This is a genomic window from Imbroritus primus (assembly GCF_964332355.1).
Classification (GTDB): domain Bacteria; phylum Pseudomonadota; class Gammaproteobacteria; order Burkholderiales; family Burkholderiaceae; genus Imbroritus; species Imbroritus primus.
This window is the reverse complement of the sequence record NZ_OZ201293.1, coordinates 2,013,175-2,035,934: the sequence shown is the minus strand read 5'-3', so window position 1 is coordinate 2,035,934 and position 22,760 is coordinate 2,013,175. Positions and strand designations below refer to the sequence as shown.

General features: G+C 62.0%; 26 protein-coding genes and 1 other RNA gene. 16 read left to right on the top strand and 11 right to left on the bottom strand.

Translation table 11 applies throughout. The annotated features are described in order from the left end of the window. Positions 1-4 precede the first annotated feature (4 nt). From ACQ3C8_RS09310 to ACQ3C8_RS09300, 3 genes are read right to left on the bottom strand one after another with little or no spacing between them, the layout of a single operon-like run. The gene (locus ACQ3C8_RS09310) at positions 5-748 is read right to left on the bottom strand and encodes a hypothetical protein (protein WP_428851380.1); all 744 of its coding nucleotides are present in this window, start codon (positions 746-748) and stop codon (positions 5-7) included. Then, a complete protein-coding gene (locus ACQ3C8_RS09305; RefSeq protein ID WP_029578567.1) occupies positions 745-990 on the bottom strand; it encodes a hypothetical protein in 246 nt (81 codons plus the stop codon). Before ACQ3C8_RS09305 ends, ACQ3C8_RS09310 begins: the two co-directional genes overlap by 4 nt. Continuing rightward, the gene (locus tag ACQ3C8_RS09300) at positions 987-1,211 is read right to left on the bottom strand and encodes a helix-turn-helix transcriptional regulator (RefSeq protein WP_048940635.1); all 225 of its coding nucleotides are present in this window, start codon (positions 1,209-1,211) and stop codon (positions 987-989) included. The genes ACQ3C8_RS09305 and ACQ3C8_RS09300 overlap by 4 nt, the downstream gene beginning before the upstream one ends. Positions 1,212-1,539: 328 nt before the next feature. On the opposite strand from ACQ3C8_RS09300, the gene ACQ3C8_RS09295 reads away from it, so the two are divergent. The 5 genes from ACQ3C8_RS09295 to ACQ3C8_RS09275 all read left to right on the top strand — a co-directional run bounded on the left by ACQ3C8_RS09295 (position 1,540) and on the right by ACQ3C8_RS09275 (position 5,250). Then, positions 1,540-2,427 carry a hypothetical protein gene (locus ACQ3C8_RS09295; protein ID WP_428851379.1) on the top strand — a complete coding sequence of 296 codons (888 nt, stop codon included), beginning with the start codon at positions 1,540-1,542 and terminating at the stop codon, positions 2,425-2,427. An 11-nt stretch (positions 2,428-2,438) separates the two neighbouring features. Next, positions 2,439-2,813: a hypothetical protein gene (locus tag ACQ3C8_RS09290; protein ID WP_144417583.1), complete on the top strand. Its 375-nt coding sequence runs from the start codon at positions 2,439-2,441 to the stop codon at positions 2,811-2,813. Positions 2,814-3,002: 189 nt separating this feature from the next. Beyond that, the gene (locus ACQ3C8_RS09285) at positions 3,003-3,464 is read left to right on the top strand and encodes a DUF2924 domain-containing protein (RefSeq protein WP_428851378.1); all 462 of its coding nucleotides are present in this window, start codon (positions 3,003-3,005) and stop codon (positions 3,462-3,464) included. After that, a complete protein-coding gene (locus ACQ3C8_RS09280) occupies positions 3,461-4,801 on the top strand; it encodes a recombinase family protein (RefSeq protein ID WP_428851377.1) in 1,341 nt (446 codons plus the stop codon). The genes ACQ3C8_RS09285 and ACQ3C8_RS09280 overlap by 4 nt, the downstream gene beginning before the upstream one ends. Further along, complete coding sequence (locus ACQ3C8_RS09275) at positions 4,798-5,250, top strand: hypothetical protein (protein ID WP_029578562.1); 453 nt, start codon at positions 4,798-4,800, stop codon at positions 5,248-5,250. The genes ACQ3C8_RS09280 and ACQ3C8_RS09275 overlap by 4 nt, the downstream gene beginning before the upstream one ends. Before the next feature lie 5 nt (positions 5,251-5,255). Here the strand turns inward: ACQ3C8_RS09275 and ACQ3C8_RS09270 are convergent, their stop codons facing one another. The 7 genes from ACQ3C8_RS09270 to ompA form a co-directional block, all read right to left on the bottom strand. Beyond that, complete coding sequence (locus ACQ3C8_RS09270; RefSeq protein WP_428851376.1) at positions 5,256-5,483, bottom strand: hypothetical protein; 228 nt, start codon at positions 5,481-5,483, stop codon at positions 5,256-5,258. Between the two features lie 3 nt (positions 5,484-5,486). Continuing rightward, a complete protein-coding gene (locus ACQ3C8_RS09265) occupies positions 5,487-5,987 on the bottom strand; it encodes a GNAT family N-acetyltransferase (RefSeq protein ID WP_428851375.1) in 501 nt (166 codons plus the stop codon). Next, entirely contained in the window at positions 5,984-6,277 is a 294-nt protein-coding gene (locus ACQ3C8_RS09260) for a DUF1778 domain-containing protein (RefSeq protein ID WP_150094976.1), read from the bottom strand. Before ACQ3C8_RS09260 ends, ACQ3C8_RS09265 begins: the two co-directional genes overlap by 4 nt. A 308-nt stretch (positions 6,278-6,585) precedes the next feature. Then, positions 6,586-6,974: a transfer-messenger RNA gene (ssrA, locus tag ACQ3C8_RS09255) on the bottom strand. A 65-nt stretch (positions 6,975-7,039) separates the two neighbouring features. Beyond that, complete coding sequence (gph, locus tag ACQ3C8_RS09250) at positions 7,040-7,708, bottom strand: phosphoglycolate phosphatase (RefSeq protein ID WP_428851374.1); 669 nt, start codon at positions 7,706-7,708, stop codon at positions 7,040-7,042. A gap of 16 nt (positions 7,709-7,724) precedes the next feature. Further along, positions 7,725-8,435: a bifunctional 2-polyprenyl-6-hydroxyphenol methylase/3-demethylubiquinol 3-O-methyltransferase UbiG gene (gene ubiG / locus ACQ3C8_RS09245; RefSeq protein WP_428851373.1), complete on the bottom strand. Its 711-nt coding sequence runs from the start codon at positions 8,433-8,435 to the stop codon at positions 7,725-7,727. Between the two features lie 135 nt (positions 8,436-8,570). Further along, positions 8,571-9,233 (bottom strand): outer membrane protein OmpA, encoded by a 663-nt coding sequence (ompA, locus tag ACQ3C8_RS09240; RefSeq protein ID WP_009521820.1) that lies wholly within the window; start codon positions 9,231-9,233, stop codon positions 8,571-8,573. Positions 9,234-9,642: 409 nt separating this feature from the next. Here ompA and gyrA point away from each other — a divergent pair, with 409 nt between their 5' ends. The 7 genes from gyrA to aroA all read left to right on the top strand — a co-directional run bounded on the left by gyrA (position 9,643) and on the right by aroA (position 18,878). Next, on the top strand, positions 9,643-12,300 hold the full coding sequence (gene gyrA, locus ACQ3C8_RS09235) for a DNA gyrase subunit A (protein WP_428851372.1): 2,658 nt from the start codon (positions 9,643-9,645) through the stop codon (positions 12,298-12,300). A gap of 82 nt (positions 12,301-12,382) precedes the next feature. Continuing rightward, positions 12,383-12,931, top strand: a complete 549-nt coding sequence (locus tag ACQ3C8_RS09230) for a DUF2059 domain-containing protein (protein ID WP_009521822.1) — start codon at positions 12,383-12,385, stop codon at positions 12,929-12,931. A 145-nt stretch (positions 12,932-13,076) separates the two neighbouring features. Further along, the gene (gene serC, locus ACQ3C8_RS09225; protein ID WP_428851371.1) at positions 13,077-14,213 is read left to right on the top strand and encodes a 3-phosphoserine/phosphohydroxythreonine transaminase; all 1,137 of its coding nucleotides are present in this window, start codon (positions 13,077-13,079) and stop codon (positions 14,211-14,213) included. A 63-nt stretch (positions 14,214-14,276) separates the two neighbouring features. Continuing rightward, a complete protein-coding gene (gene pheA / locus ACQ3C8_RS09220) occupies positions 14,277-15,380 on the top strand; it encodes a prephenate dehydratase (protein WP_009521824.1) in 1,104 nt (367 codons plus the stop codon). Positions 15,381-15,403: 23 nt separating this feature from the next. Next, positions 15,404-16,540, top strand: a complete 1,137-nt coding sequence (gene hisC / locus ACQ3C8_RS09215; RefSeq protein WP_428851370.1) for a histidinol-phosphate transaminase — start codon at positions 15,404-15,406, stop codon at positions 16,538-16,540. Positions 16,541-16,592: 52 nt separating this feature from the next. Then, positions 16,593-17,519 (top strand): prephenate dehydrogenase, encoded by a 927-nt coding sequence (locus tag ACQ3C8_RS09210; RefSeq protein ID WP_428851369.1) that lies wholly within the window; start codon positions 16,593-16,595, stop codon positions 17,517-17,519. A gap of 15 nt (positions 17,520-17,534) precedes the next feature. Beyond that, positions 17,535-18,878, top strand: coding sequence for a 3-phosphoshikimate 1-carboxyvinyltransferase (aroA, locus tag ACQ3C8_RS09205; RefSeq protein ID WP_428851368.1), 1,344 nt, complete (start codon positions 17,535-17,537; stop codon positions 18,876-18,878). 11 nt (positions 18,879-18,889) lie between these two features. On the opposite strand, the gene ACQ3C8_RS09200 is transcribed toward aroA, so the two are convergent. Continuing rightward, positions 18,890-19,108: a DUF2061 domain-containing protein gene (locus tag ACQ3C8_RS09200; RefSeq protein ID WP_428851367.1), complete on the bottom strand. Its 219-nt coding sequence runs from the start codon at positions 19,106-19,108 to the stop codon at positions 18,890-18,892. A 128-nt stretch (positions 19,109-19,236) separates the two neighbouring features. Between ACQ3C8_RS09200 and cmk the strand changes: the two genes are divergently transcribed. The 4 genes from cmk to ACQ3C8_RS09180 all read left to right on the top strand — a co-directional run bounded on the left by cmk (position 19,237) and on the right by ACQ3C8_RS09180 (position 22,759). Next, the gene (gene cmk / locus ACQ3C8_RS09195; RefSeq protein ID WP_009521829.1) at positions 19,237-19,911 is read left to right on the top strand and encodes a (d)CMP kinase; all 675 of its coding nucleotides are present in this window, start codon (positions 19,237-19,239) and stop codon (positions 19,909-19,911) included. A 141-nt stretch (positions 19,912-20,052) separates the two neighbouring features. Further along, positions 20,053-21,747, top strand: coding sequence for a 30S ribosomal protein S1 (gene rpsA, locus ACQ3C8_RS09190; protein WP_428851366.1), 1,695 nt, complete (start codon positions 20,053-20,055; stop codon positions 21,745-21,747). Between the two features lie 41 nt (positions 21,748-21,788). Next, positions 21,789-22,166 carry an integration host factor subunit beta gene (locus ACQ3C8_RS09185; protein ID WP_009521831.1) on the top strand — a complete coding sequence of 126 codons (378 nt, stop codon included), beginning with the start codon at positions 21,789-21,791 and terminating at the stop codon, positions 22,164-22,166. Between the two features lie 269 nt (positions 22,167-22,435). Next, positions 22,436-22,759, top strand: coding sequence for a lipopolysaccharide assembly protein LapA domain-containing protein (locus ACQ3C8_RS09180; protein WP_428851365.1), 324 nt, complete (start codon positions 22,436-22,438; stop codon positions 22,757-22,759). The last annotated feature ends 1 nt before the right edge of the window (position 22,760 follow it).

The following is a 22,760-nucleotide window of genomic DNA, read 5'->3' as shown; positions in this document are numbered from 1 at the left end:
CGCATCACGATCCGCGTGCCAGCGGCGTCCAGTCGGTTTTATCGATGGCCGTGGCCGCGCCGCCCATCGCGGTGGTGGCTGCGATGCCCAGTTGCATCAAGGCTTCGGCACATTTTTCACCTTCGACCAGCACCACGGCATCGGCGGCAGCAATCGCAGGAAGGTTGTAGAGCGGACGCGGTTCCGGCATGCGCATGACCCGCGCCCGCACATCCCACGGGCGGTACTGCTTGCCGCTGGGTGTGTCGTGCCGATACACACAGGCCAGCAGACTGCCATCGGCCGCCAGGTAATCCCATTTGCCGGTGTGGGGGCCAAGCTCGTCATAGGCACGGCGGGTGTGCAGTACTGGCGCAGCGGCGATACGCGGCACCATCAGCCAATCGCCCGCGTCCTCCAACAGCTCGTTGAAATCGTTGGGCAAGCAATAGCCCCGTGTACTGGCCCACAGCGCCAGCACATCGCCCGATTCGCCGGTGGCGAAGTCGATCCACACGCCGCGTTTGGGGCCCTCCAGTTCAACCACCAGACTGTCGCCCGGCTCACCTTGCAGATTGCCGATGTAGAACTGGTTGCCGCGCCGTTTGCCGCGTGGCAACAGATAGAGCAGCACCGATTCCAATTGATCCAGCAATCGAGAGCGGATTTCATCCTTGTCGTGGCGCGGCAGGATGAGGTCGGCGGCATCGTTGAAATCAAAGAAGGGATGGCTGGCCACCGTGGTGGTTTGCGTTGCGGTCGCCATCATTGCGTGTGCTCCACACCCAGACGGGCCTTGAACCAGTCGCCATTGGCGCGCACGCAGTAGTAGGCGCGACCAGGGCCGGTGCTTTTGGCATCCGGCACGATCCACAGCTGTTCGCGAGCGTCGTAACGCCAACTGCCCGGGCCGAACATTTTGTCGAGCATGGCCTCGATGCCGTGCTCGGCAATGTGGGCACGCAGTTGCCGGGTAAGGTTGTCGCGCTGACGGCGTTGAGCGCGGTTCATTGCCAGATTCCTTCGCTGACAGACTGCCCTGCGGTGCAGCGGCGGGTGCGCTGCGCCTCATGTGCTGACACATCGTCCATGCGGTACAGCACCCGGCTACCCAGCTTGAGAAACGTGGGGCCATTGCCGGTCATGCGCCAGCGTTCAAGGGTTTTTTCAGAAAGGCCCCAGCGGGTCGCCAAAGTGCGCGGGGTAATCAATTCGGGCAGCGTGGTTTGCATCGGAATCTCCTGTCGTCGGTGGGGGACGCTGTCCCGCCAAGAGGGATGTGCGCCCGCGATGAGGAGATTCTTCGCCTGCTGATTTCTGAAGGCAAATGGCCAAAATTCGCTTTTGTACGAAACGGCCACCAATAGCCCCAGGCATTACTCTAAATTGCTATCCGCTTCAGGGCTTTTTTACAACAGCACCCGGGATATTGAGTGCGACCGAAGCTGAATCGTGCCCGCAAACCCTCAGCCACCCGCTGCGCCCTGATCGACCTGAACTGTCTCCACGCGGACCATTACACCTGTCTGAACCGTTCTCTATTTTCGACAGGAGCCCACCGTGAATCTGATCCGCCGCAGTAAAAAATCCATCGACGTCACCGCCGATGCCGAATCCCCATTGAACGAAATCGGTGACGTCAGCGCGGTGGCGCAATTGTTTGAGCGCCTGCGCCAACAGAACGCCCAGTACGACCAAGCCCTTGCGGCATTGATCGCGGCCAATCGCATCAGCAACGACTGGGACAAGCCCGCCGAGCCGGAGATGGCGCTGACCATCCAGCGCGAAGTGCTGCTTGCCTTGGGCGATGCAGAGGCACTGGCCAAGTTCGATCTGGAACACCAGCAGGCATTGGCACAGGAACAAGCCGCGCGTGTGAAAGCCACGCAACAGGTGATGGAAGCACCCATCCGCGTCAAGGCGCTGGAGCAGTACCTCAATGATCTGGCCGGGCAGATGGTGGCCGGCGTCGATGAATCGCTGATCGATCAGGAAATCCGCCGCATCTTCCAGCCCAGCGCGCAGCGGATGCTGGAAGCCGCCAAAACCTTCGTACAGGCCTGGCGCGAGATGCAAAGCGTGGAGGCGGTGCTGTTGCAGCGCGTGCGCCTGACCCACACCCGCGTGACAGGCGACACCTGCACTCGCTTCGACCACGAGCTGATCGGACAAACGCGTGATGGCGAGCTGCTGCCGACCTTGATCGCGGGCATCTCGTATGAAGAGCTGCGTGATCTGAACGACCAGTTCACTCGCACCGACAACGAACTGGTCGTGGCACTGGACAACGCCCTGCGCAGGGCAGGCTTCGACGGTTGGGGGCTTAAGGTCTATCACCCGAAGGCCAAAGGTGATGAGCGTCGCATCTACGCGCCCGATCCCAATCCACCGAAGAAGCATCTCGGTCATGGCACGGGCCTGTCGACCGTGGTGCGCGTGGATGTGTGAGGGCTGCCGTCATGGAAATCCAGCCATCGCGCCAGCATCTGCCTGATCGCTTCGGGCCGCTGTCGCCACGTATTGCACCCGGACCGGAAGGTCTGGAGCGCCAGCCCGCCCGACAGAAGTTATTGCCACCGGCAGCACATGCCACCATCACGTGCGATGACGGCATTGGCGTGTTGCCGTCCGTTTCGCAAGCCTCGTGGGGTGAGGCATCGATCGGCGTACCGGGCAGGCCATCGTCATCCATCGTGCACAGGCCGCGCCGCGTGCGGATCAAGCTGCCGTGGTGGTGGCGCTGGTTGTGTGCCGCCGCGCGTATTGAACGCCGCCTCTGGCATTGGTGGCAGCGCCATTTCCTGCGCCCGACGCGTCGGCATCGCCGCCGGTGAAATGGGTCCTTCCCTCACAAGAACCGATACGGGTGGCGCGAGCGCGCGCCCTCGTCAGCGACAGATTCCGAAACTGGGTTACCACCCGAGGTTACCGGTTACCACCTGATCGAAAGAGCACGGTTTGACTTGGCTTCTGCCTGCCACAGCGCGTTCATGGACCTGTCTCAACCACAGGAGAAATTTGAAATGACGGTCACCCTTAACAGCAGCATCTCGGCCCAGCTGGCCGTGCTGCCATCCCTGCCGATGGCCGAGCTCTGGGCGCTGTGGGATCTGTACTTTCCCCGGCGCCCCAGCCATCGCAATCGCCATTACGTGGAATCGCGTCTGGCCTACCGCATTCAGGAGAAAGCCTACGGCGCGCTGCCCACCAATATTCGCAAGATGCTGGTCGAGGCCGGGGCCAAGCATTCCAAGATCAAGTCGGCTGCCGGTCGCAGCGCGCAGACCCTGCTGATGCCTGGCACCACGCTGATCCGCGAATGGGATGAGCGCCAACACCGTGTAACGGTCACGCCCGATGGTCTGTACGAACTCAACGGGCAGGTGTTCAAGAGCCTGTCGGCGGCCGCACGCCACATCACCGGCACGCGCTGGAACGGGCCGAAGTTCTTTGGCCTGCGCGATCGCAAGGGGGATGGTCAATGAATGCGCCATTGCTCGTGCCACCGAAACGCTGCGCGGTGTATTGCCGCGTGTCCAGTGATGAGCGTCTGGACCAGTCCTTCAATTCCATCGACGCGCAGAAGGAAGCCGGGCACGCCTTCATCAAGAGCCAGAACCACGAGGGTTGGATTGCCGTGGCCGACGACTACGACGATGGTGGTTTCTCCGGCGGCAACATGGAGCGTCCTGCCTTGAAGCGCCTGATGGCAGACATCCAGATGGGTAAGGTCGACATCGTGGTGGTTTACAAGATCGACCGGCTGTCACGGTCGCTGGCGGATTTCGCGCGAATGGTCGATGTGTTTGACCGCCACCGGGTCTGTTTCAGCGCTGTCACGCAGCAGATCAACTCGGCCACCTCGATGGGCCGCCTGATGCTCAACGTCCTGCTGTCCTTCGCGCAGTTCGAACGGGAGGTGACCGGCGAGCGCATCCGCGACAAGATCGCCGCCAGCAAGGCCAAGGGTATGTGGATGGGCGGGCCGCTGCCGCTCGGGTACGACGTCGATAACCGACTGTTGGTGATCAACGAAGTTGAGGCCAAGCTGGTTCGCCGCATCTTTGATGACTTCGTGACCGTGCGCTCGGCCACGCTGATGGCCAAGGCCTACGGCGCGCAAGGCGTGGTCACCAAGGGCGGCAAGCCCTTCACCAAGCAGACCATCTACAAGATGCTGCACAACCGGATGTACCTGGGCGAGATCGTTCACAAGGGGCAGAGTTTCCCGGGCCAGCATCAAGCCATCATCACCCAGGCACAGTGGGATGCGGTGCACGCGTTGATCGCCACCGATGGGATCGAACGGCGGCGTGCGACGAATGACCGCCAGAGTGAGCCAGTGTTGCTGCGTGGTTTGCTGTTCACGTCCGATGGCGAACGGCTGGTGCCCAGCTACACGGTCAAGAAGGGCAAGACCTACCGCTATTACAGTCCGATCAAACACCGTCGCTTTGGCGCATGGGCCAGTCAACACGGCCCGTTGCCAGCCGTGCCGATTGAAGAGTTGGTCACGCAGCAGATCGTGGCGGCGCTGTCAGCCCCGCACATCGTGCAATCGGTGTGGGGCCGAATGCAGAACATCCGGCCAGATCTCACCGAACCGCAGGTCGTGCTGCCAATGCGTAACCTCGCCAGCTTATGGCGGGAGTTGTTTCCAGCCGAGCAGTGCCGACTGGCGCAACTGCTGATCGAGCGCGTGGTGATTGCCGACGGCGGGCTGGAAATCATCTGGCGCGATCAGGGCTGGCAGGAACTGGCCGGGGAACTGATGCCCGGCACCATCGGTGCGGAATTGCAGGAAATGGAGGAAATCGTATGAAGCCGAAAGTGCAGCCCTTGGGCGCAGCCATCGCCCGCGAACGTCAGGACGGCGGACGGGTGAAGTTGTCCACCTTCATCCCGCTGAAGATCCGCAAGCGTGGTGGCTGCAAGGTGGTGGTACGCCCGGACGGCCAGCTCGATGCGCCGGGCAAGGTGGCCACCCAGATCGACCAGCCCTTGCTGGTGGCGCTGACGCGGGCCTTCTACTGGCAGCAACTGCTCGATGATGGTGTGGTGGGCAGTGGCAGCGAGATCGCCCAGCACGAAGGCCTGCACCACTCGACGGTCAACGAACTGCTGCGTCTGACCCTGCTGGAGCCCGCCATCATCCAGACCATCCTGGCCGGGCAGCAGCCCAAGTGCATGAGCCTGCTGTGGTTCCAGCGCAATCCGCTGCCGACGGACTGGGTGGCGCAGCGGGAGGTGGTGGCGGGGTTCGACGCCTGACTGGGTTACGAGCCCTCGATCACCCGTGCCACATCACTGCGGCATTCGGCGCACGTGCCCACCAGCAGCAAGTCTCCCCCCTTGATGGTGCCGCTGAAATTGGTGATCGTGGTTTCGTGACGGCACTGGCCGCACCAGACGTTGGACAGCAGCCGCTGGCGAATGTCGGCAGGGATGGACTGCCAGCGCTGGCGGGCCGGCTTGGTAAAGGTGGGCAGTGATTCGATGGTCATGGTTCAGCGGACCCAGCGACGGGCGTCCTTCAAGAGCAGCAACAATTGCTGTTCGCGCAGCGGTGACGCGATGAACCCGAACCGGGTGTAGAACCTCGCTGCTTCTTCATCGATGGGGTGGGTCAGCATGGCACGGATGCCGGCCTGTTCGGCAATCAGCATCGTGCGGCGAATCGCGTCCTGCAGCAGGCCAAAGCCTATACCTCGCCCCTGGTCCACCACCGAGACAGCGAGCCGCGCCAGAATCACAACTGGCAATGGGTACTGCCCCATCCCCTTGCGGATGCGCTCTGGCGCTTCCAGCGTGTCGACTTGTCCCACGGTCAGGCTGAAGTAGCCCGCCACGCGGCCATCGTCCTCGGCAACGACAAAGGTCTTGGCCGAGCCGCTGCCCTGCGCCTGGCGGGCGTGGCGCAACAGCCAGTCATTCAAGGCGGGCTTGTCGCAATCAAAACCTTCCAGCCGATGCTGCGCGGCCAGCGGCTCCGGTGCGCGCAACGTCACTTCGTGTCCCAGGGCGCCTTACGGGCAAACAGGTCGCGCAAACCCTCGTTGGCCTGTTCGGGGCGATCCAGCAGATCCATCAGGGCCTGGTACTGGCTACCCGAGACCATGAACAACCGCTGATCGAGCAGGGTCTGCTCGGCGGCCAGGCACGCGCTGTCGAGGATGAAGTCGGTCAGCGATTTGTGGGCCACCTCGGCGGCACGGCGCAGCACCACCTCCTGTTCGGGGGTGGCGCGCAGCCCAAGTCGGGCAGAACGGGCGGAAGGCGACGATGCAACGGCAGTCATGGCAGCACCTCTTTTGTTAGATCAATTGCCGCAATGTTAGTACAAATGACAAACGCTGTCTAGTTGCACTGGTGACCGGTCGCCTTGGTTGACGATGAACCGCCTAGCGTAAGTTGTTGATTTTGCATGAGATAGAACTGCGCCTACCCGCAGGCCAAACGGAGAATAGAGACGGCTCTGGCCGAGAAAGTGGCCGATTTGGAGCGTTTCGGCTGATGGCCACCCGCAGCACGGATGGTCGGGACCCCGCATGGCGCGGGGATTTCAGGCAAGAAAAAGGGCCCGGAGAGTATCCGAGCCCTTCAATTTGGTGGAGCCGGCGGGAATCGAACCCGCGTCCGCAAGTCCTCTACAGAGAGTTCTACATACTTAGTTCTGTCATTTGATTTAACCGGGCCAACGCGGACGAACACGCTTTGGAACGGCGAGTCGCGATTGTTTTAGCATCTGGCGTCACGACACCCACCCGATGCGATCCGATATGAATGACCTCGTATAGTCTTGCGACCCTGGCCTATCGGCAGACCAGTACGAGGGAAGTCACCGGTGTTTAAGCGGCGAGAGCAAACGACGAATCGTTTGCAGCTTCTTGCTTGCTAAAGGTAGCAATTATTGCTTTCCCATTGATTTACGAGGTGACGGGTCCTCGGTATGCCCTCAACTGCTTCGCAACCCACGTCGAAACCAGGTCGGCCCCGAATAGGAGTGATACAGGGGTGACGATTGTACCGTGTTGGAGTCACGGATGCCAGCCAAGTTCCCTCAGGCGCTTTGGCCCAGCAGGAGTGCCGTGAGCTCGCGGGCAGACTGCACGATATGGTCGGCCTGCCACATGGCGGCCGGCAGGCCGTCGCCGCAATAACCGTAGGCTGCCGCAATGGTTGTCATGCCGGCAGCCCGGCCTGCCTGGATGTCGCGCAGGTCGTCACCGATATAGACGCAGCGCGCGGCATCCAGCCCCGCAGCGGCTGCCGCATGCAGCAATGGGGCAGGGTGAGGCTTGGCGTGCGGCGTGGTGTCGCCGCTGACGATAGCCGCCGCGTGCTGGCGCAGGCCAATCTGCGTCACCAGCGGTTCGGTGAAGCGCGAGTTCTTGTTGGTCACGATGCCCCACGGCATGCCGGCTGCCTGAAGGGCTTCCAGAACGTCGGGAATGCCGTCGAACAGGCGGGTATCGACGGCCAGCGCGCTTTCGTAATAGTCGAGAAACGTATCGCGCAGCACGGCATAGCCGTCATCCTCGGGTGTGATGCCGAAGGCCACGCCGAGCAGCCCGCGGGCGCCGGCCGACGCGACAGGCCGCAACTGGTCCAGCGGTAGCGGGAGCTGTCCATGGTCGACGCGCAAGCGGTTGGCTGCGGCCGCCAGGTCCGGCGCAGTATCAGCCAGCGTGCCGTCGAGGTCGAAAAATACGCCGTCGTAAGTATGCATGGGGAGATTCGGGTAATCAGATGCGGCGGCAGGCGACCATGTAGTTCACGTCGGTATCGCGGCTGAGTTTGTAGATCTGCGTGAGCGGATTGTAGGTCATGCCCCGGATCTCGACGATTTCGAGCCCCGCGTGGCGAATCGCATGTGCCAGCTGCGCCGGCGGGATGAATTTTTCGTAGTCATGCGTGCCGCGCGGCAACATCCTGAGGATGTACTCGGCCCCCAGGACCGCGAGCAGGTAGGCCTTGGGCGTACGGTTCAGGGTGGAGAAAAAGACATATCCACCGGGCCGTACGAGCTGGGCGCAGGCGTTTACCACGGAGGCGGGTTCCGGCACATGCTCGAGCATTTCCATGCACGTCACGACGTCGAATGCCGCCGGTTCGCGTACGGCCAGTGCCTCCACGGCGATCTCTTCGTAGTCGATGGTAATGCCGCTCTCCAGGCTGTGCAGGTCGGCAACCTGCAAGGCCTTGCGCGAGAGGTCGATGCCTTTGACGCGTGCGCCACGGCGAGCCATGCTTTCGGAGAGAATGCCGCCGCCGCAGCCAACGTCGAGGACTGTCTTGTCGCTCAGGTGGGCGATGCCATCGATCCAGCCGAAACGCAGCGGATTCAGGTCATGCAGTGGCTTGAATTCGCTGGCGGGGTCCCACCAGCGATGGGCGAGTTCGCTGAACTTGTCGATTTCTCGTGGGTCGGCGTTGGCGGTATGGGGGTGGGTCATGCGGTTCTCTGGGGCCTGCGGCGTCGGGCGTTGTGTGTCAGACGGGGTGTATCAGACGCCTACTGTATCAAATTAGTGCGGCACAAATAAAAAAGCCCAGCTTGCGCTGGGCTTTCAAACCGGAATAAATCCCGATTACTTCGCGGAGCGGGTACCAACCACTTCCACTTCCACGCGGCGGTTCGGCTGCTGGCAAGCGATCTGAGCCTTGCGATTACCCTTGCACGACTTCGGATCGACCTTCAGCTGGCGCTCGCCCTTGCCTTCGGTGTACACGCGGTTGGCTTCGACGCCCTTGCTGACCAGATAGGCCTTGACGGCTTCAGCACGACGGATCGACAGGCGATCGTTGTACTTGTCCGAACCAAACGAGTCGGTGTGGCCGACGGCGATGATCACTTCGAGGGTGATGCCTTGCAGCTTGGAGACCAGGTCGTCCAGCTTGGCGCGGCCTTCCGGCTTCAGGACAGCCTTGTCGAAGTCGAACAGGGCGTCAGCAGCAAACGTCACTTTTTCGCTGGACACGACCGGAGCAACCGGAGCGGCCGGGGTCGGCGTTGCAGCCGGAGCTGCGGCCGGAGCCAGGGCGCCGTCACATTGTGCATTGGCAGTGGCCGGAGTCCAGAAGCCATCTCGCCAGCACAGTTCGTTGGTACCGTTCTTCCAGACCCATTCGCTGGTGCCGTTACCCCAGTTGTCGTTCACTGCCTTCTTTTCGTAAGGCACCGACTGAGCGTGAGCGGACACGGCCAGCACTGCTGCCGCTGCAGTGAGTGCGAGCTTGGCAAATTTTTTCATAATTCTCCTCTCAGGATGAGATCACCGCAGAATGACTGCGAGCAAGGGACGAAAACAAGTCATACATTCTTCGGAGTATAACATTCTCGATGTGGCGGATGCTCCACTTCGAAAAATGCCTGCCTCTTCGCTGGGGAATTGTGCCACAAGGCTCGTTTCCTAAGAAGTAAATATATTCAATTCAAAGCACAGGGTGGAGCCCTGTGGTGTTGATGCAACAAAGCCCCGGCACCCTGCAAAGCGTTGTCGAGACTGGGTTTTGCATGCGATGCGTGGATCACGGAAACGCAGTTCCGAGCGGGGCTGGGCGCTGTGCTGCCTGCTGGGATGCGGGGGCCGCGCATGTTAAAATGCACTGTTGCCCGCCAGACTTGCGTCTATTCGTCGGGCCTTTCCATAGTAAGGCGCAATGGATCAATTCGCTAAAGAAACGCTTCCGGTCTCGCTGGAAGAGGAAATGCGCAAGTCCTATCTCGATTACGCAATGAGCGTGATCGTGGGGCGCGCGCTCCCCGATGTCCGCGATGGCCTGAAGCCCGTGCATCGCCGCGTACTGTTCGCGATGCACGAGTTGAACAACGATTGGAATCGCGCTTACAAGAAGTCGGCGCGTATCGTTGGTGATGTGATCGGTAAGTATCACCCGCATGGGGACTCTGCTGTATACGATACGATCGTCCGCATGGCGCAGGACTTCTCTCTGCGTTACATGCTGGTCGACGGGCAGGGAAACTTTGGCTCGGTGGACGGCGACAACGCTGCCGCGATGCGGTACACGGAAATCCGCCTGTCGAAGATCGCCCACGAGATGCTGGCGGATATCGACAAGGAAACGGTCGACTTCGGGCCCAACTACGATGGCTCGGAAACGGAGCCGCTGGTCCTGCCCACCCGAATCCCGAACCTGCTGATCAATGGTTCGTCGGGGATCGCCGTGGGGATGGCGACGAATATCCCGCCACACAACTTGTGTGAAATTGTCGATGGATGCCTGCATTTGCTGCGCAATCCGGAGGCCAGCGTCGATGAGCTGATCGAAATCATTCCGGCGCCCGACTTCCCGACCGCTGGCATTATTTATGGCGTGTCTGGCGTCCGCGATGGTTACCGTACCGGCCGTGGCCGCGTGGTCATGCGCGCCAAGACCCATTTCGAGGATATCGACCGTGGCCAGCGCCAGGCGATCATCGTCGATGAGCTGCCTTATCAGGTCAACAAGCGCACGCTGCTTGAGCGGATCGCCGAGCTGGTGACCGAGAAAAAGGTCGAAGGCATTTCCGACATCCGTGACGAGTCGGACAAGTCCGGCATGCGGGTGGTGATCGAGCTGAAGCGCGGCGAAGTGCCGGAAGTCGTGCTGAACAACCTCTACAAGCTGACGCAGTTGCAGGATACGTTCGGCATGAACATGGTGGCGCTGGTCGATGGCCAGCCGCGCCTGCTGAACCTGCGCCAGATGCTCGAGTGCTTCCTCTCGCACCGGCGCGAAGTCATCACCCGTCGTACGGTGTTCGAGCTGCGCAAGGCGCGCGAGCGGGGCCATGTGCTGGAAGGCCTGGCCGTGGCGCTGGCGAACATCGATGAATTCATCGAACTGATCAAGTCCGCGCCGACGCCGCCGATCGCGCGGCAGGCGCTGATGGAGCGCAGTTGGGATTCGAGCCTTGTGCGCGACATGTTGGCGCGTGCCGAAAGCGACACGCCGGGTGGCCGCAGCGCATATCGCCCCGATAATCTGTCCCCGCAGTTCGGTATGCAGGCCGACGGCCTGTACCGCCTGTCGGAAGTGCAGGCGCAGGAAATCCTGCAGATGCGCCTGCAGCGCCTGACCGGGCTGGAGCAGGACAAGATCGTCCAGGAGTACCGCGATGTGATGGGGCAGATTGCCGATCTGCTCGATATCCTGGCGCGTCCGGCGCGGATCACGGAAATCATCATCACCGAACTGACTGCCATCCGGCAGGAATTTGGCGATGTGCGCCGTTCGTTCATCGAGAACAATGCGACCGAGCTCGATACCGAGGATCTGATCACGCCGCAGGACATGGTGGTGACGCTGTCGCATGGCGGCTATATGAAGAGCCAGCCGATTTCCGAATACCGCGCCCAGAAGCGTGGCGGACGTGGCAAGCAGGCCACGGCCACCAAGGACGACGACTGGATCGATACGCTGTTCGTCGCCAATACGCACGATTACATCCTGTGCTTCTCGAACCGCGGGCGCCTGTACTGGCTCAAGGTGTGGGAGGTGCCGCAGGGCTCGCGCAATTCGCGTGGCCGGCCGATCGTCAACATGTTCCCGCTGAGCGATGGCGAAAAGATCAATGTCATCCTGCCAGTGAAGCAGTTCGATGAAGAGCACTTCGTCTTCATGGCGACGTCGAAGGGCACCGTCAAGAAGACCGCACTCACGGACTTCTCCAATCCGCGCAAGGCCGGCATCATCGCGGTCGATCTTGATGAGGGTGACTTCCTGATCGGGGCGGCAATCACCGCTGGCAAGCATGACGTCATGCTGTTCTCGGACGCCGGCAAGGCTGTGCGTTTCGATGAGAACGATGTTCGCCCCATGGGCCGGCAGGCGCGTGGCGTGCGTGGCATGAATCTCGAGGATGGCCAGCAGGTGATCGCCATGCTGGTGGCGCATGCGGAGTCGGAAGCAACCGCTGGCGATGCCGTGCAGCCGAGCGTGCTGACCGCCACCGAGAATGGCTACGGCAAGCGCACGCCGATTTCCGAATATACCCGTCATGGCCGCGGCACGAAGGGCATGATTGCCATCCAGACCAGCGAAAGAAACGGTAAAGTGGTGGCTGCGGCACTTGTGTCGCCGGAAGACGAGATCATGCTCATCACCACGGGCGGCGTGCTGATTCGTACGCGTGTCAGCGAGATCCGGGAAATGGGCCGGGCGACGCAGGGCGTGACGCTGATCAGCGTGGATGAGGGCAACAAGCTTTCCGGGCTGCAGCGGATCGTCGAGAGCGATGCCGAGTCCGATCTGGGTGAGGGTAGCGGAGATACGGAGGAGGGTACTGCGCCCGAGTCCGACGCCGGGAATTCGTAAGTAGATGCAAATTTGATATCGCCCCGTGGAACTGCTCTGGCACCATGGGGTACTCAACCACACGTCCTCTCCAGGAGTGAAAATGCACAAGATGTTCAAGCAGGCAATGATCGCAGCGGCCCTGGTGCCGACCTTCGCTTTTGCCCAGGCCGATGCGGAAAAGACTGCAGCCATCAAGGAGCTCCTCTCCGTGATGCAGGTCGACCAGGCCATCAAGGGTCAGAGTGAAAACTGGCAGCAGAGCGCCAAGCAGGATGCGCCGCTGGTGCTCGAGCAGGCACTGATCGAAAACAAGACGATGGACGACAAGCAGAAGCAGGCGGCCGTCGAGAAGCTCAAGAAGAATGGCGCGGTCCAGCGCGTGGTCGATCAGGCTGGCAAGCAGTTCGGCACCGACGCGTTCCGCTCGGATGCGACCAAGGCGCACTACGAAGCCTTCGGCAAGTACTACACCACGCAGGAAATCAAGGACCTGACCACGTTCCTGAAATCCCCGAGCGGTCAGAAGTTCATGACCAACCAGGGCAAGGCAACGCAGGAAATCTGGGGCTCGATGATGCAGAAGTACGGGCCGCAGGTTGGCAAGGCGATGCGTGATTCGGCCGACAAGGAAATTGCCGCTGCCAAGTAATGGGTGGTTGCAGGCGTCGGTCCGGCGCGTGAAAAACCCAGCGGGGCGGTGGCGAAACCGCCATCCTGCCCGGGTTTGAGGGATAATGGCTGCTTGGTGGCGCACCAGCAGCCATTTCTTTTTTCTCATGACATTTCAGCCAGACATGCAAATTCCCGGTCAGGCCCAGCCCGGCGCGGCAGGGCGCCTCTATAACTTCTCCGCCGGTCCGTCGGCATTGCCCGCCGAGGTGCTGCAGCAGGCCGCCGACGAAATGCTGTCGTGGCATGGGTGCGGCATGAGCGTGATGGAAATGAGTCATCGCGGCAAGGAGTTTGGCAGCATCCTGGCGCAGGCGTTTGCCGATCTGCGTGAGTTGCTGGCAGTGCCCGACAATTTTCGCATCCTGTTTATGCAGGGCGGGGCGATTGCCGAGAACGCCATTGTGCCGATGAACCTGATCGGCCGGCGCGCCGGTCTCACGCCAAAAGCCGATTACGTGGTGACCGGTACCTGGTCGATCAAGTCCCAGGAAGAAGCGCGCAAGTACGGCGAAGTCAATATCGCCGCCAGCACCGAAGCGCAGGGTTTTCTCTCGATTCCGCCAGTTGCGGAATGGCGCCTGTCCGACGAGGCGGCCTATGTCCACCTGTGCACCAACGAGACCATCGTCGGGGTGGAATATCACCAAGTGCCGATGATTGGCCAGGACTCTGGACGCGTGGTGGTGGCCGATGCGTCGAGCCACATCCTCTCGCGCCCGATCGATTTCAGCCGTGTCGGCGTTGTGTATGCCGGCGCACAGAAGAACATCGGCCCAGCCGGGCTGACGCTGGTGATCGTCCGCGACGACCTGCTGGACCATGCCTTGCCGATCACGCCCACGGCTTTCAACTGGCGCATCGTGTCGGATGCAGACTCGATGTACAACACGCCGCCCACGTATGCCATCTACATCGCCGGACTGGTATTCCAGTGGCTCAAGCGGCAGGGTGGCGTGGCTGGCATCGAACGCGCGAATATCGCCAAGGCGCAGCTTCTGTACGACTACCTCGACAGCAGCGCGTTCTATGTTAATCGCGTCGATCCGGCGTGCCGCTCGCGCATGAACGTCCCGTTCCAGCTGCGCGATGCCACCCGCAATGACGCCTTCCTCGAAGCCGCGCGCGCGCGCGGACTGGTGCAACTGAAAGGACACAAGCTGGTAGGCGGCATGCGTGCCAGCATCTATAACGCCATGCCGCTTGCTGGCGTGCAGGCGCTGATCGAATTCATGCGAGAGTTCGAGCGCACCTCCGCCTGATCACGAACACACGCGGGCCGGTGTTTTGGCGCGCGTTTCATGTATTGCCCTCTGGAATCTGCCATGACGCAACCGAAAGATTCAAGCGACCAGCAGCTGACTGATGCGCTGGCGCCGCTGCGCGCCGAGATCGATGCCCTGGATACGCAGCTGATCCACCTGCTGAATGAACGTGCGCGCTGCGCATTGCGCGTAGGGGACGTCAAGCGTAAGTTTGGGGCGGAAGTGTTCCGTCCGGAGCGCGAGCAGCAGGTTGTCCAGAAGGTGCAGGATAACAATCCGGGCCCGCTGAAAAACGAAAGCCTGGCCACCATCTGGCGTGAAGTCATGTCGGCATGCCGGGCGCTGGAAAAATCCATCGAGGCTGCTTATCTCGGGCCGGCTGGCACCTTTTCGGAACAGGCCCTGTACGCCCACTTCGGTCATGATGTGAGCGGCGTGCCCTGTACGTCGATTGACGAAGTCTTCCGCGCCGTGGAAGCCGGTACCGTGGAGTATGGCATCGTCCCCGTGGAAAATTCGACGGAAGGCGCGGTGTCGCGGACACTCGATCTTTTTCTCCAGACTTCGCTCAAGATCAGCGGCGAGGTTGCCTTGCGCGTCCACCATAACCTGATGAACCGCACCGGCAACATGGCCGACGTGAAGGTGGTACGGGCGCATCCGCAGGCGCTGGCGCAATGCCAGCACTGGCTTACCGCGAACTACCCGCATCTCGAGCGCCAGCCGGTGTCAAGCAACGCCGAGGCGGCGCGCATGGCATCGATGGATGACAGCGTCGCGGCCCTGGCGGCCGAGTCGGCGGCTAACCGCTATGGCCTGCATATCGTGCATGCACATGTCGAGGACGATCCGCACAACCGCACGCGCTTTGCCGTGATCGGCCGCTATGAAACCGAATCGAGCGGCAGCGACCAGACTTCGCTGGTGCTGTCGGTACCGAACAAGGCAGGCGCGGTGTACCAACTGCTCGCACCTCTGGCTGCCAATGGCGTGTCGATGTGCCGCTTCGAATCGCGACCGGCCCGCAGCGGGGCATGGGAGTACTACTTCTATGTCGATGTCGAGGGCCACCAGCAGGATGCCCCGGTGGCCCGGGCGCTGGAAGAGTTGCGCCGCAATGCCGCTTATTTCAAGGTGCTCGGATCCTATCCGACCAGCCGCTGAAACCGTAGAACAAAGGAAACCGCATGTCGATCCCAGCTTCCCGCCCCTCTGTCTTTGGTCCTGAATATGTCCGCGCGATTGCGCCTTATATCGCGGGCCGGCCGATTTCCGAGGTGGCACGCGAGTACGGTCTTGACGAGTCGAAGATCGTCAAGCTGGCATCGAACGAGAATCCGCTGGGCATGCCGCCGTCGGCCAGGGCCGCGATGCTCAAGGAACTGGACGATCTCGGGCGCTACCCCGATTCGAACGGTTTCGTGCTGAAGGGCGTGCTGGCACGCAAGTTCGATTTGCCCGATACGTGGTTCACGCTGGGCAACGGCAGCAACGATATTCTGGAGATCTGCGCCCACGCGCTGGTCGAGCCAGGTCAGGGCGTGGTCTACGCGCAGTACTCATTCGCCGTCTACGCGCTGGCAGCGCAGGAAGTCGGCGCGCGTGCCGTCGAGGTGCCGGCACAGGCCTATGGCCACGATCTCGATGGCATGCTGCAGGCCATCACGCCGGACACGCGGCTGGTGTTCCTGGCCAATCCGAACAATCCGACTGGTACCTTCGTGCCGGCGGCCGTGCTTGAGGCGTTCATTGCCAAGGTGCCGCCGCATGTCGTGGTCGTGCTTGACGAGGCATATAACGAGTATCTCCCGGTCGAGGACCAATACGATGCCATCGCGTGGGTGCGCAAGTATCCCAATCTGGTGGTGTCGCGCACCCTGTCCAAGGCCTATGGCCTGGCGGGGCTGCGGATTGGCTATGCCGTGGCCCAGCCGGCCATGACCGATCTGCTGAACCGCATCCGCCAGCCGTTCAACGTCAACACCATGGCGCAGGCCGCAGCCGTGGCAGCGATCGGAGATACGGACTTCCTGCAACGCAGTGCCGCACTCAATGCAGCTGGCAAGGCGCAGTTGTATGCCGGGTTCGAGCGCCTCGGGCTGGAATATGTGCCGTCCTATGGCAATTTCGTGCTGGTGCGGGTCGGCGAGGATGAAGGCGCAGGTGCACGCGTGAACGTCGCGTTGCTCAAGCAGGGTGTCATCGTGCGGCCGGTCGGCAACTACGGGTTGCCGCAATGGATTCGCGTCAGCATCGGCCTGCCGGAAGAAAATGCTGCCTGCCTGACCGCGCTGGAACAGGCGCTGACCGGGCAATCCGCCTGAGCGCCGGACGCGCTCGCAAATCTGGGGCCGCATCGGTGCGGCGCCCGCGTCGATGGACAGTGGTGTCGAAGTGAATACATTCGTGATTCCCAAACTGGTCGTGATCGGCGTCGGCCTGATCGGTGGCTCGCTGGCGCTGGCGCTCAAGCGTGCTGGCGCGGTGGGCCGCGTGATCGGTGTCGGGCGCTCGGCAACCTCGCTGGCGCGTGCGGTTGAGCTGGGCGTAATCGACGAAAGCGCACCACTCGAAGACGCGCTGCGCGATGCGTCCATCGTCGTGCTGTGTGCGCCGGTCGCGCAGACGTTCAACATCCTGCACGCCCTCGAGCCGCATCTGCAGCCGGGCACCATCGTCACGGACGCAGGCAGTACCAAGGGCGACGTGATCGTGGCAGCCAAGACCGCGCTCGGCGACAAGGTCGTGCAGTTCGTGCCGGCGCATCCGATCGCCGGCCGTGAAGTCAGCGGCGTGGATGCGGCCCTGCCGGATCTGTATGACGGCAAGCGCGTGGTGCTATGCCCGCTGCAGGAAAACCTGCCGCCGGATGTGTCCACGGTGCAGCGCATGTGGGAGGTTGCCGGCGCGGTGTGCCACGTCATGCCGGCTGTCCAGCACGATGCGATGTTCGCGGCCGTCAGCCATCTGCCGCATCTGCTGGCGTTCGCCCTGGTCGCACAGGTCGTCAACGCCGAGGACAGCGAGGCCAAGCTGGCGTTTGCCGGCAGCGGTTTCCGCGATACCACTCGGATCGCCGCATCGTCGCCGGAGATGTGGCGCGATATCTGCATCGGAAACCGTACCGCCCTGCTGCGTGAGATCACCACCTACCAGGCTGTGCTGGCACATCTGAAGACCCAGGTCGAGCAGTCCAATGGCGATGCGCTCGAGAAGTTTTTCCGCCGTGCCAGTGACGCCCGCCACGCCTGGGGCGCCCGGCAGGCCAGCGTACAATGTCCGCCTGACGCTGACGAAACCTGAAACCGCCTCATCGATATGTCTACTGCTTCCGCTGCATCCCCGGATTCCCTCCTGCTGCCCGCACTTTCCAGTGCCAAAGGTACCGTTCGCCTTCCCGGTTCGAAGAGCATTTCCAATCGCGTGCTGTTGCTGGCGGCCCTGAGCCAGGGCACGACGGTGGTGCGCGATCTGCTCGATTCGGATGATACGCGCGTGATGCTGGCTGCCTTGCGGACGCTTGGCGTGCAGTGGGAGCAACTGGCGGAGCGCGATTACCGCGTGCAGGGCGTGGCAGGGCGTTTCCCCACGCGCGACGCGGATATTTTCGTCGGTAACGCCGGCACTGCGGTGCGTCCGCTGACCGCCGCACTGGCCTTGCAGGGCGGCGACTATCGCCTGTCCGGCGTGCCGCGCATGCATGAGCGCCCGATTGGCGATCTCATCGACGGGCTGCGGCAGGTCGGCGCACAGATCGACTATCTCGGCAATCCAGGCTATCCGCCGTTGCACCTGCGCGGTGGTGAGATCGATATTGCCGAACCCATCCGCGTGCGTGGCGATGTGTCGAGCCAGTTCCTGACCGCGCTGCTGATGGCGCTGCCACTGGTGCAGACCGCTTCCGGGAAGATCGTCATCGAAGTGGTCGGCGAGCTGATCTCCAAGCCGTATATCGAAATCACACTGAACCTGCTGCGGCGCTTCGGTATCGAGGTCGAGCAGGATGGCTGGTCCCGCTTCATCTTGCCGGCCGGCCGCGTCTACACGCCACCCGCGGAAATCCATGTCGAAGGCGATGCGTCGTCGGCTTCCTACTTCCTGGCCGCCGGCGCCATCGGCGGCGGGCCTGTCCGCGTCGAAGGCGTGGGCCACGCGAGCATCCAGGGCGACATCCGCTTCATCGAAGCGCTGAACCAGATGGGCGCCAATGTCATGGCGGGCGAGAACTGGGTCGAAGTGCGCGGTGTGGAGGATCCCTCTGGTCGTCTGCGCGCCATCGATCTCGACTGCAATCATATTCCCGATGCCGCCATGACGCTTGCCGTGGCTGCCCTGTTTGCCGACGGCACCACCACGCTGCGCAATATCGCCAGCTGGCGTGTCAAGGAAACCGACCGGCTGGCGGCCATGGCCACCGAGCTCCGCAAGATCGGCGCCGGTGTCGAGGAGGGCCCCGACTACCTGCGCGTGACGCCGCCGGTGGCATGGCAGGAAGCGCAGTCCGGGATCGACACCTATGACGATCACCGCATGGCCATGTGTTTTTCGCTGGCAGCCTTCGGGCCGCTGCCCGTGCGCATCAACGAGCCGGGCTGCGTGGGCAAGACCTTTCCGGAGTATTTCGACGTGTTCCGGTCGATTGCCCGGCCGGCTGGCGCCTGACGGAGTAGCGATTACGCTGCGGCACCCTCGGCTGGCATGGCTGTGTCGGCCGGGCGCTTGCCATCCACGTAGCGGTTCCAGGACTTATCGAAGAAGTAATAGGCGATCGTGTTCGCCAACGGCTCCAGCAGGGTGATCGCCCCGCTGATGGCAAGGCTGCCCGTCAGTGCATAGCCGATGCTGAACGCGATGGTCAGGTGCATTGCGCCAAAGGAAAGGGTCTTTGCCATGATTGCCTCGTATTTACCTTGTGAGCGAAAACCGGCAGGGCCGGGAATGATGATCAGTTGAGTTAATGATAATTGTTCTCAATAAAATAAACAGTGATTTATTCCTAACACAGCAATAGACCAATGCTATGAGCAGTTTGCCCCCCGTCATCACCATCGATGGTCCCACCGCTTCCGGTAAAGGCACGGTGGCGCATCGCGTCGCCGACGCACTGGGATTCCACTATCTCGACAGTGGTGCGCTATACCGGCTGGTGGCCTTGCGCAGCCAGCGCGTGGGGATCGAGGTGGATGAGGTGAAGGATCTCGCCGACCTCGCGCATGGGCTGCACCTGCGTTTTCGCGGTGACAAGATCTGGCTCGAAGGCGAAGAGGTCAGCCAGCTGATCCGTGCCGAGGACATCGGTAACCGGGCTTCCGCCCTGGCCGTGCATCAGCAGGTCCGGGAGGCCCTGACAGCGCGCCAGCGCGCCTTCCGGACGCGCCCCGGGCTGGTCGCGGACGGCCGCGACATGGGCACCGTGATCTTCCCGGATGCCCCAGTCAAGGTGTTCCTGACCGCCAGTGTCGAGGCGCGCGCCGAGAGACGGTATAAGCAATTGATTGATAAGGGCTTTTCTGCTAATATGGAAGACCTTTTGCGTGACCTGACGGCGCGCGACGCACGGGATGCCTCCCGCGCCGTTGCGCCGTTGCGGCCTGCGCAAGATGCGCATCTGCTCGATACCTCCGACATGACGGTGGATCAGGCGGTGGCGCAAGTCCTGGCGTGGTATGGCCAGGCGGTGCCCGGGCAGGCATAATCCGGGGCTGCCGCGGCGTGCCTTTGCCGGGCAATGGCACCGGATCCGCATGCGGGTCCGGACTTGTTTATAACCTGTAACCCCGTCGCTGTTCCACGCACACACGGTGCTCCCGGAGCCGGCGGATTGTCAAACTGACTTATGACCAACCTGCAAACCAACGAATCTTTCGCCGCCCTGTTCGAGGAATCCCTGGCCCGCGCCAACATGAAGGCCGGCGAAGTGATTTCCGCTGAAGTGGTACGCATCGACCATAACTTCGTGGTCGTCAACGCTGGCCTGAAATCCGAAGCCTTCGTCCCTGTCGAGGAATTCCTCAACGACACCGGCGAGCTCGAAGTGCAGGTGGGAGATTTCGTCTCGGTCGCCATCGATGCCCTCGAAAACGGCTATGGCGATACGATCCTGTCGCGTGACAAGGCCAAGCGCCTCGCCTCGTGGCTGAACCTGGAAAAGGCCCTGGAATCCGGCGAGATCATCACCGGCGCCGTCACCGGCAAGGTGAAGGGCGGCCTGACCGTGATGGTCAACGGCATCCGCGCATTCCTCCCGGGTTCGCTCGTCGACGTGCGTCCGATCAAGGACACCACGCCGTACGAAAACAAGACCCTCGAATTCAAGGTCATCAAGCTCGACCGCAAGCGCAACAACGTTGTGCTGTCGCGCCGCGCCGTGGTCGAAGCCACGCTGGGCGAAGAGCGCCAGAAGCTGATGGAAACGCTGAAGGAAGGTGCCGTGGTCAACGGTATCGTCAAGAACATCACCGACTACGGTGCGTTCGTTGACCTCGGCGGTATCGACGGCCTGCTGCACATCACCGACCTCGCATGGCGCCGCGTGCGTCACCCGAGCGAAGTGCTCACCGTCGGCCAGGAAATCACCGCCAAGATCCTCAAGTTCGACCAGGAAAAGAACCGCGTCTCGCTGGGCGTGAAGCAGCTGGGCGAAGATCCGTGGGTCGGCATCTCGCGCCGCTACCCGCAAGGTACCCGCCTGTTCGGCAAGGTGACGAACCTGACCGACTACGGCGCATTCGTCGAGATCGAAGCCGGCATTGAAGGTCTGGTGCACGTTTCGGAAATGGATTGGACCAACAAGAACGTGGCCCCGTCCAAGGTTGTCCAGCTGGGCGACGAAGTCGAAGTCATGGTGCTCGACATCGACGAAGACAAGCGTCGTATCAGCCTCGGCATGAAGCAGTGCAAGGCCAACCCGTGGGACGATTTCGCCCGCACCCAGAAGAAGGGTGACAAGCTGACCGGCGCCATCAAGTCGATCACCGACTTCGGCGTGTTCATCGGTCTGCCTGGCGGCATCGACGGCCTGGTCCACCTGTCCGACCTGTCCTGGAACGAGTCCGGCGAAGAAGCCGTGCGCAAGTACAAGAAGGGCGACGAAGTGGAAGCCATGGTGCTCGGCATCGACGTGGAGAAGGAACGTATCTCGCTCGGCATCAAGCAGCTGTCCGGCGACCCGTTCAACAACTACGTGTCGACCAGCGACAAGGGTTCGGTCGTGACCGGTACCGTGAAGTCGGTGGATGCCAAGGGCGCCGTGATCCAGCTGGCCGATGACGTCGAAGGCTACCTGCGTGCGTCGGAAATCTCCAGCGACCGCGTGGAAGATGCCCGCAACGTGCTGAAGGAAGGCGAATCCGTGACTGCCATGATCGTGAACGTCGACCGCAAGTCGCGCAGCATCAACCTGTCGGTCAAGGCCAAGGACGCTGGCGATGCCCAGGAAGCGATGCAGAAGTTCGCTGCCGATACCAGCGCTGCCGGCACCACCAACCTCGGTGCGCTGCTCAAGGCCAAGCTCGACGGCCAGAACCAATAATCGTCGACGGACGCGAATAGACGCCAGTTGTTGGACCGTTCATGACCAAGTCCGAGCTTGTGGAAAGGCTTGCCGCGCGTTTCCCGCAGCTGTTGCTGCGGGATGCGGACATCGCGGTCAATACGATCCTGGATGCGATGTCGGAGGCCCTGGCCTCCGGCCATCGCATCGAGTTTCGTGGATTCGGGAGTTTTGGCCTGAATCGCCGTCCGCCGCGCGTGGGTCGCAACCCCAAATCCGGTGAACAGGTGCTGGTGCCCGAAAAACGGGTGCCGCACTTCAAGGCCGGCAAGGAGTTGCGCGAACGCGTGGATCGCAGCGTCGCGCCGATCCTCGTGGAAACGGATGCGGGTGCAATGGACGAGCCGGGTTCGCCCGGCGGTCGCGATGACCTGCCGCTGGCAGCCATGCGTTCCTGACGATGAATATGGTGTGCACGGCCGTCATGGCCGCGGCATATCACTGAAACGCTCCTTCGGGAGCGTTTTTTTTTGCCCTGGACCATGGTTGAAATGGCCGGGCACCGAAGGAAAAGGGGCGTGATGGCAGGCCGCCATGCCCCAGCCCATCAATTCCTCCATGCGTTCCGCGCGCCTCGGCGTGCGGTATCGAATCCGTTACAATGGCCTCCAGTTTGCACGCACGCTCATCGTGCCCTCATGCATTGCTTATCGCCTAGACTTCGCCCATGAAAATCATCTTCTGGATCATCCGCCTCGCGCTGTTCGGCCTGTTGTTTTTGCTGGCCTTGCGCAATACCGGTGAAGTCACGCTTGAACTGTTCATGGGCGCGCAATGGCACGCACCGCTGATTCTTATTTTGCTGGCTACGTTCGTTGTCGGCATGCTGGCCGGGCTGCTTGCGCTGCTGCCGCGCCTGATGCGTCTGCGCATGCAGGTCAGCCAGCTGCGCAAGGCACAGGTACCGGTCCCGGCCGCCGCCACGCCGGCGGCGTCGGCGCCGATGGTTGCCGAGCCGACTCCGCTCCATTTTCCTGGCCCTAAGGTCTGAT